Source organism: Nonomuraea sp. NPDC004186 (assembly GCF_053603495.1).
In genome coordinates this window covers 83,930-91,826 of sequence record NZ_JBSGFQ010000046.1, presented here as the reverse complement: position 1 = coordinate 91,826, position 7,897 = coordinate 83,930, and the positions used below count along the sequence as shown (strand labels likewise).

8 protein-coding genes are annotated in these 7,897 nt (G+C 71.0%); 5 read left to right on the top strand and 3 right to left on the bottom strand.

Features of this window, described 5'->3' with window-relative positions; all coding sequences use genetic code 11:
* The 4 genes from ACWEPL_RS32950 to ACWEPL_RS32935 all read left to right on the top strand — a co-directional run.
* The coding region (locus tag ACWEPL_RS32950; RefSeq protein ID WP_452438492.1) for a M23 family metallopeptidase at positions 1-537 on the top strand (537 nt) is incomplete at its 5' end.
* 6 nt (positions 538-543) lie between these two features.
* Entirely contained in the window at positions 544-1,980 is a 1,437-nt protein-coding gene (locus tag ACWEPL_RS32945; protein WP_452438491.1) for an N-acetylmuramoyl-L-alanine amidase, read from the top strand.
* A 206-nt stretch (positions 1,981-2,186) separates the two neighbouring features.
* On the top strand, positions 2,187-3,131 hold the full coding sequence (locus tag ACWEPL_RS32940) for a class 1 isoprenoid biosynthesis enzyme (protein WP_452438490.1): 945 nt from the start codon (positions 2,187-2,189) through the stop codon (positions 3,129-3,131).
* Entirely contained in the window at positions 3,132-5,084 is a 1,953-nt protein-coding gene (locus tag ACWEPL_RS32935; protein WP_452438489.1) for an NACHT domain-containing protein, read from the top strand.
* On the opposite strand, the gene ACWEPL_RS32930 is transcribed toward ACWEPL_RS32935, so the two are convergent.
* The 3 genes from ACWEPL_RS32930 to ACWEPL_RS32920 all read right to left on the bottom strand — a co-directional run bounded on the left by ACWEPL_RS32930 (position 4,996) and on the right by ACWEPL_RS32920 (position 7,421).
* Positions 4,996-5,676 carry a hypothetical protein gene (locus ACWEPL_RS32930; protein ID WP_452438488.1) on the bottom strand — a complete coding sequence of 227 codons (681 nt, stop codon included), beginning with the start codon at positions 5,674-5,676 and terminating at the stop codon, positions 4,996-4,998. The genes ACWEPL_RS32935 and ACWEPL_RS32930 overlap by 89 nt on opposite strands.
* Before the next feature lie 137 nt (positions 5,677-5,813).
* Entirely contained in the window at positions 5,814-6,302 is a 489-nt protein-coding gene (locus tag ACWEPL_RS32925; RefSeq protein WP_363978430.1) for a hypothetical protein, read from the bottom strand.
* Between the two features lie 225 nt (positions 6,303-6,527).
* Positions 6,528-7,421, bottom strand: a complete 894-nt coding sequence (locus ACWEPL_RS32920) for a MerR family transcriptional regulator (protein ID WP_452438487.1) — start codon at positions 7,419-7,421, stop codon at positions 6,528-6,530.
* 45 nt (positions 7,422-7,466) lie between these two features.
* On the opposite strand from ACWEPL_RS32920, the gene rplK reads away from it, so the two are divergent.
* Positions 7,467-7,892, top strand: a complete 426-nt coding sequence (rplK, locus tag ACWEPL_RS32915) for a 50S ribosomal protein L11 (protein ID WP_449909094.1) — start codon at positions 7,467-7,469, stop codon at positions 7,890-7,892.
* The last annotated feature ends 5 nt before the right edge of the window (positions 7,893-7,897 follow it).

Here is a 7,897-nt window from a genome sequence, read left to right as displayed (position 1 = left end):
GGCGCCCAGGTCACCCAGGGCCAGAAGATCGGCACGGTCGGCAACACGAGCAAGCCCGGCAACAACATCAGCCCGCACCTGCACTACGAGGTCCGCCAGGGCACCAGCTACCCGAGCAACATCCGCAAGGCCACCTTCAACGGCGCCACCTTCGGCTACCCGAACGCCAGCGTGACCTCCAAGAACAAGTGCGGCGGCGGCAGCCCCGGCAACCCGCACACCGCCGAGTCCGTCTGCGGCGCCGGCTACAAGGTCATCGATTCGGCCGCCCTCGGCTCCAGCGGCACGGTCTACCTGACCTTCAACTCCGCCAACGGCAACAACTGCGTCGCCACGATCAAGAAGACCTCGCTCGGCAAGGCCACCGCCACCACCGCCTACCTGGAGGTCGCGGGCAAGACCCGGGCCACCGACACCGGCAACTTCGAGTACTACGCCGGACCCATCCGGGCCACCGCCGCCGGCAAGTGCGTCAAGTGGGGCGGCAAGGCCGGATCCAGCACGTACAACAGCCCGTCCGAGCACTGCGGGAGCTGAACCCCCTTGAACCTGCGCATTCTCCTGACCGGCGCCGCCGTTCTGCCCCTGTCGATGCTGGTGGGGCAGCCGGCCGGCGCGGCGGCCGCCGATCCGATGACCGACGCGTTCACCAAGGCGGCCTCGACGTACGAGGTGCCTCGTGACCTGCTGGTCTCGGTGGCCTACTCCGAGACCCACCTGGACGGGCACCAGGGCCAGCCGAGCGCCGACGGCGGCTATGGCGTGATGCACCTGGTCACCGCCAAGACCCTCGACAAGGCCGCCACGCTGACGAAGAAGTCCGCTTCGGCGCTGAAGTCGGACGACGCGACGAACATCGCGGGCGGCGCGGCCGTCCTGCGTGCCCTCGCCGACGAGCTCAAGCTGGACGCCACCGCCCGCAAGGACGCGGGCAAGTGGTACCAGGCGGTCGCCAAGTACGGCGGCGCCTCCTCCCCCGCGGTCGCCCGGCTGTACGCCGACACCGTGTACGAGGAGCTCGCCAAGGGGATCCGCGCCACGACCCCCGGCGGCGAGAGCGTCACCGTACCGGCGAGCACCGTGACGCCCGAGCGCGGCCCGTACGCCGACGCGGACGACCTCGACAAGCCCAGCACCCTCGCGGCGAGCACCGACTACCCGTCGGCCAGGTGGGTTCCGGCGCACAGCAGCAACTACGCCGTCTCCAACCGGCCCACCAGCGACGCGATCGACCGCATCGTCATCCACGTGACCCAGGGCAGCTACGCCGGCACGATCTCCTGGTTCCAGACCGGGCCCCGGCCGAACCCCACCTCGGCCCACTACGTCGTCCGCTCCTCCGACGGCGCCATCACGCAGACGGTCAGGGAGAAGAACCGGGCCTTCCACGCCGGCAACTACAACCGGCGCTCGGTCGGCATCGAGCACGAGGGCTTCGTCGACAACGCCACGTGGTTCACCGACACCATGTACCGCGCGTCGGCGGCGCTGACCCGCAACATCGCCGACCGGTACAACATCCCCAAGGACCGCAGCCACATCGTGGGCCACAACGAGGTCCCGGGCGCCGACCACACCGACCCCGGCCGGTACTGGAACTGGTCCAAGTACATGCAGTACGTCACCGGCAGCAGTGGCGGCGGCGGGGGCACCAACCCGCACACCGCCGAGTCCGTGTGCGGCACCGGCTACAAGGTGATCGACTCCGCCGCCCTCGGCTCCAGCGGCACGGTCTACCTGACCTTCAACTCCGCCAACGGGAACAACTGCGTGGCCACGATCAAGAAGGCCTCGCTGGGCAAGGCCACCGCCACCGCCGCCTTCCTGGAGGTCAAGGGCAAGACCCGGGCCACCGACACCGGCAACTTCGACTACTACGCCGGACCCATCCGGGCCACCGCCGCCGACAAGTGCGTCAAGTGGGGCGGCAAGGCCGGGACGAGCACGTACGAGAGCCCCTTCGAACACTGCGGCGGCTGATCCGCTGACCCTATGACCTGTGGCCGGATCGCGCGGGCTCGCGATCCGGCCACAGCTTTGCCGTGGGGCAATTGCGGCTGACGACACGCGGCCGACAAAGGCGTCTGACGTCCGTGTCGGGCGAGGGCCGCCAACCCGGGAAAGCCGTATTTACCGTAGCCCGGTGCCGTGTCATCATGCGCTCACCGTCTGTCGATGGGAGCGTAGTGATTCGCGACCTACTGACCGTTCTGCGCTGTGCCCGGCTGGCGATCGCCCTTCCCGTCGCGCTCAAAGACGCCGTCGCCTGCGCTCCCGACGCCGTACGCGACTTCGAGCGCGCCGTGGAACCGATCGTCCGCGACGTGTTCTCCGAGCCCGAGCGCGAGGCGATGATCGACTCTCTGCGCGGCACCGCGCTGAGCTTCAACGTCGGCATCCATGCCTACGCCAGGATGGCGGGCCGCTCCTGTGACGGGGAGCTGGTCATGCTGGCCGGATCGGTCGCCCGGCTCTATGACGACATGATCGACAACGGCGGCGACCCGGCGATCGACTCGTGGGTGGCGTCCCTCTTCAAAGCCGAAGAGCATGCCGCCTCACCTGATCATCACCAGCGCCTGCTGGCCGCGCTCTACGCGGAGATCCGCCGCCGTGCTCCCGGCGAGCTCTGGCACACCGCGCTGCTCGAACTGCACGACTACCAGGTGCTCTCCCGCAAGCAGCGCGATCCCGCCACCCCGGCGGCACAGCTCGGCAAGATCACTCGGGGGAAGGGCGGGCTGGCGGGCCTCGTACTGTTCGGCCTGGTGCATCCGGACATGAGCGTGGTGCAGCGCGACGCGGTGATGGAGGCGGGCGAGGCGCTGCAGCTCCTGGACGACTACCTCGACCAGGACGCCGACCTGCGTGCCGGCATCGGCACTCTGGTCAATCGGGGCGAGGTGAGCCTGGCCGAGGTGGGCGCCCGCCTGCTGGCCCTGCGGCCCCGGCTGGCCGCCTGTTACGGAGGCGCCGCGGCCCGGCCCTTCGCCGCGACGCTCTTCCTCCTCCTGGCGGTCAACGTGCTCAAACGCCACCAGCACGGACGTGCCAGGAGAACGAGAGACACCCCGCTGGGGCTGCTGCTGGCCGGCGGCAAACACGCCATCCCCCCGAAGAGAGCCTCGTAGATGCGCAAGCTGAAGACGGCGTTCTTCGTCCTCCTCCCGCTGGCGTTCGTCCTTCTGGCGGTCGTACGGCTGGCGGTGGGCGGCTGGTCCAACGTCGAGGCGGTCATCGCCGCGGCCGCCCTCGTCGTGGCCTACATCGGCACCCTGCGCGGCGAGCGCCCTCCGGACGAAGCCTCCGACCTGGCCGACAGGCTGGCCGACCAGGTCATGCAGACGGCCAGGCGGGAAGCGGGCAACCGCGACGTCCCGGACAGCCGCGGCATCCCGATCCGCTGCGAGTCCGGCGGCACTCTTCCCGGAACGATCGAGGAACTGGCCGACCACCTCTTCACCATGAAGGGGCCCGTGGTGGTGACAGGAGAGCGGGGCTCGGGCAAGACCACGCTCGGCCTGCTCCTCTCGCTGCGGATGTCCTCGGCGCAGCACCGGCCGATCCCGGTCACGCTGCCGCTGTCGTCGTGGGAGCCGCGGCTGGCCCTGCGCGAGTGGGTGGCGCTGCGGCTGGCCGCCGAGTACCCGTTCCTGCGGGCCGCTCCCCGCGCGCTGGAACGGCTGATCGCGAACGGCAGCCTGCTGGCCGTGTTCGACGGTCTGGACGAGGTGCCGCCGGCGCGCCGTACCGAAGTGGTCAGGGCCATCGACGAGGGCTGGTCCCGCTCGTACGTGCTGACCAGCCGCGTCGAGGCGTTCACCGGCCCTGTCGCCCGCAGGCTCGCCGGGACGCCGGTGGCGCGGCTGCTGCCGGTGGACGCCGCGGGCGCCGCCGGATACCTGGAGTCGCGCTGGGGCGACGTACCCGAGACCGCCGCGCTGGTCGCCCGGCTGCGCGCTGAGCCGGCGGGTCCGCTGGCCGAGGCGCTCGACACCCCGTTGATGATCTTCCTGGCGGCGCGCACCTGCGAGAGCGGCCACACCCCGCTCATCGACGGCACCGCCCCGCACATCAGGCAGGGCCTGGTCGCCGGGTTCGTGCCGGCCGTCTACCGGCCGGAACCGGAGGCCGATCAGCGGTGGAGCCCCGAGGAGGCGGCCCGCTACCTTCGGTTCCTGGCCGACTTCCTGCGCCGCAGGGGGACCCACGACCTGGCCTGGTGGGAGTTGCACCACGCGCTGCCCCGCGCGGTGATCCCCGCCTTCCAGGCCGTGCTCGGAATGGCCCTCTTCGGGCCGCTCTGCGCCGCCGTGACCGCGCTGTTCGGGCTGGGGGCGGTCGGCTGGTGGTTCGGCCTGGCCATCGGGCTGGCCAGCGGGTTCGCGGTGTCGCTGGCCAGGCAGCACTACCCGCGTGAGGCGCGGCCGAAGCTGCGCAAGACGCTGACCCGGCGCTACCTGCTGCGCCGCCTCGGCCAGGGCCTGGTGTGCGTGGTGCCCGGCATGGTGATCGTCCTGGTGCTGTACGACGGGGTGACCTACGCGCTCACTGACGGCGCGGTGTTCCTGGTCGGTTTCCTGGCCGCCTCCCTTGCCCTGGCCCCCGCCAATGTGGACAAGGCGGGCACGCCCGACGGCTTCCTGCGCAACGACCGGGCCGCTGTGCTGCTGGCCTTCGCCGCGGGCGGCCTGATCGGGCTCGCCATGGGCGCCTACCTCGGCTGGTGGATGGAGACCGGGCTGCGGGTCAGGGACCACGTGTGGCTGCTCGCCCTCGGCCACTGGCAGCAGACGCTCATCAGCGCCGCCAACGGCGCGGTGCTCGGTGCGGCCGGGTTCGGCGTCACGATGATGGCGCCGAGCGCGTGGGGGCGGTTCGTCGACGTCCGGGTGTGGTTCGCGGCGCGGCGGGTGCTGCCGCTGCGGCTGATGACCTTCCTGCACGACGCCTACGAGCGCGGAGTGCTCCGCCGTACGGGGCCCTACTACCAGTTCAGGCACGAACTCCTGCAGGACCAGGCCGCAGCTGGGCCGACACCGCCGGCGTCAGCACCACCTGCCCCGCCAGCGACCAAGCCGTGACCCGGCCGTTCGCGCCGATGGCGTAGCTCGCCTCGGGGAAGCGCGCCCGGCCGCTGTCCGGTGCGAAGCGCGCGTACCGGATCTCCAGCTCCGCGCGCCTGCGGCGGACCCGTTCGACCGCGACGCGCCCGCCCGTCGCGGGCCGGTAGCCGAACTCCAGCACCACCTCTTCGTCAGGCGCGGCCCGCGTCAGTGCCTCCACGTCGCCGGGCCTGGTCAGGTCGCAGACCCGGCCGCCGACCGTACAGCGCAGGATGTCGAAGCCGTGCCCGCGCAGCACCCGCGTCTGCGCGGCCAGCCAGTCCGGCTCGAACCGGCGCTGGGCGCGCGCCAGCAGGCGCAGCGCCATGACCCGGGCCACCACGTACGCCGCGGTCAGCCAGGTGGCGGCGGAGAAGAGCGGATGCGGCGCGAAGGTCGCCGCCAGCGCGAGCGCGGCGGTGAGCACCGCCCAGCCGAACGTCGCCGCGGGGGCGCGCTCCGGCGACGGCCCGGCCAGAACTCGGCGCACCGTCACCGGCAGCCCGGGCAGCGGCACGAGCGGGACCGGCAGGTCGGGGCGGGAGTATTCGGGCCCGTAGGTGACCGGCATCTTGCCAGTATCACCCGAGACGCCGCCCGGTGTTACTGGCCTGCCGGCTCGTCTCGTTCTGCCGGACGCGGCACCGGCCCAGCCTGAAGGGCCGCGACATCCGGATGTCGCGGCCCTTCTCCCGGTCATCGCGCCGATCAGCCGAACGGCTGGTTGTCCAGCGTGTTCACCTTCACGGCGGTGATCTTCACCTGCTTCATCAGCACCTGGGACGTGCCCGCCGGCTTGGAGCAGGCGAAGCTGAGCGGCCCCGTGCCGGGGTAGGTGTGTACGACGTTGAGGAAGATGCTGTGCCTGCTGTGCGGCGCCAGCGTCACCTCGGTGATGTCGCCGTCCGAGTTGGGGCCCGTACCGATCGTGCAGAGGTAGTCGATCGCGGAGTTACCGGTGTTCTCGGCGTACAGCTTCGCGGTGATCGTGTACGAGCCCGTCCCCAGGAACCCGCTGAAGCCGGGGCTGAGGGCGTTGGAGTGGACGATCTCGTTGTCCCACCGGCTGATCACCTCCGGTGGCACCGCCTCGGCCGCGTTGACGTTCCCCGCCAGCAGCGCGCCCGCGGCCACGACGGCGGCCAGCGCGGACAGGCGCAGGCGGCGGCGTGATGGGGCGGTTGTGGGCATGGTCATGTGAGTTTCTCCTGATGTGAGCCGTCCCCCTCGCGCGGACGCGCGAGCGGCCGCACGCTGTCGCCGGCCGAGGCGGCGGTCACCGGCTCGCGTGCACCCTGGAAAACTAGCCCTCGCGGTTTCGGAAGACCGCGCAAAAATAACCGCGCCGGCCGTGCCGGTCGTCATCGCGCTTTCGTCCACCGGACCCGCACCGAAGCCCCCGTACCAGGCACGGATCTGCGTCTAGGGCCCCTCCAGGAAGCGGCGCAGCGTGGCCTCGATCCAGCCGTACGCGATCGTCTGCTCCGGCGGCCAGGGCCTGTCCTCGATGATCGACACCAGCTCCCACAGCCTGGCCGCCCGCGGGTCGTGCTCGTCGAACGTGCGCAGCAGCTCCTCGCGGCCCTGTCCCATCACCGCCAGGATCCGATCGAGGATCGGCTCGGATTCGGGGGAGCCGGGCTCGATGCCCGCCCGCGAAGCGGTCAGCGCCTCCCGCATGATCTGGGCGTTCATCTCGTGCCAGGCGTCGAAATCCCGGTCCTCGTCCCAGAACTCCGTGTTCTGCCGGCGCAGGCTGTCGCGGTAGTCCTCGTCGGCGAGCAGGTCGGCCAGCTCCAGCCAGGCGTCGAGCTGCGCGACGGTCGGCTCCTCGGGCAGTTCGGGGAGCATGGCGTCGCGCATCTGGGTCAGCCACTCGTGCCGGGCATCGATGCCGCCGCCGACCTCGTCGACGAACTCGTCCAGCAGGATCTCCATCTCGGCCGCGCCGAGCCGGCCGAGCGCGTGGAGTCTGCTCAGATCCTCCTCGGCGGGATCGCCGTCCCGGGCGAGCGTCGCCCTGAGCACCGCCCTGGTCCGCTGGAGCGATCTGAGCTGCGTCTCGACCGCCTTGAGGTGAAGATCGAGTACGTCCCTCAGCCGGCGGTCGCCGAGCGAGCGGATCGTGGCCAGGTCGACCCCGATCTCCCTCAGCGTGCGGATCAGCTCCAGCCGCGCCCGGTCCTCATCGCCGTAGAGCCGGTAGCCGGAGGCAGTGCGCTCGCGCTCGGGCAGCACGCCCGCGTCCGAGTAGAAGCGGATCGTCTTCACGGGAAGGCCGGTCAGCTTCGCCAGGCGGCCGATCGTGTAGCTCATAATTCCCTTGAGCCTCCAGTAACTGGAGACTTTAGCGTAGCCGACATGGCGAAGCAGAAGATAGCCAGGGTCGTCACCCTGCACATTCAGGCCGGCGAGGCGGGCCCGGCGAACGTCGGCAAGGACCTCGGCCCGCTCGGCATCAACCTCATGGAGTTCTGCCGGCAGTACAACGCGCAGACGCAGGACCGGCGCGGGTTCGTGATCCCCGCGGTGATCACCGTGTACGAGGACAGGTCGTTCGAGGTCGTCACCAAGCAGCCGACCACCGCCTCGCTGATCCGGCGCGTCGCCGGGCTCGACGGCGGCAGCCCGCGCCCGGGCCACCAGAGCGGCGGCTCGATCACCCGCGCCCAGCTCCGCGAGGTCGCCCAGGCCAAGCTCCCCGACCTCAACACCGCCGACCTGGATCAGGCCGAGAAGATCGTCGCGGGAACGGCCCGTTCCATGGGCCTCACCGTCCGCGACTAGAACCG